Source organism: Vibrio sp. 03_296, from assembly GCF_002265885.1.
On record NZ_NPKW01000209.1, the window covers coordinates 1 to 343 of the forward strand.

Below are 343 nucleotides of genomic sequence, written 5' to 3' on the forward strand. Positions count from 1 at the left end.
AACAAGCCTGATTCTGAAATGCTATTGCTGGATGTGATCCCTCTTTCGTTGGGGATTGAAACCATGGGTGGTTTGGTTGAGAAAATCATTCCTCGCAATACCACCATTCCGGTAGCACGCGCTCAAGAGTTCACCACGTTTAAAGATGGCCAAACCGCAATGAGCGTTCATATTGTTCAAGGTGAACGTGAGATGGTGGATGACTGTCGTTCGCTCGCTCGCTTTCACTTCAAGGCAATTCCGCCAATGGCTGCGGGTGCTGCTCATATTCGCGTTACCTACCAAGTGGATGCAGATGGCCTGCTGTCAGTGACCGCGATGGAGAAAAGCACAGGTGTTCAAT

Annotated in this window: 1 protein-coding gene; it reads left to right on the forward strand. The window is 49.6% G+C overall.

Annotation, left to right across the window (positions count from 1 at the left end; all coding sequences use genetic code 11):
• Positions 1-343, forward strand: a 343-nt coding sequence (locus tag CIK04_RS23440) for an Hsp70 family protein (protein WP_176463410.1), incomplete at both ends; no start/stop codon positions are given.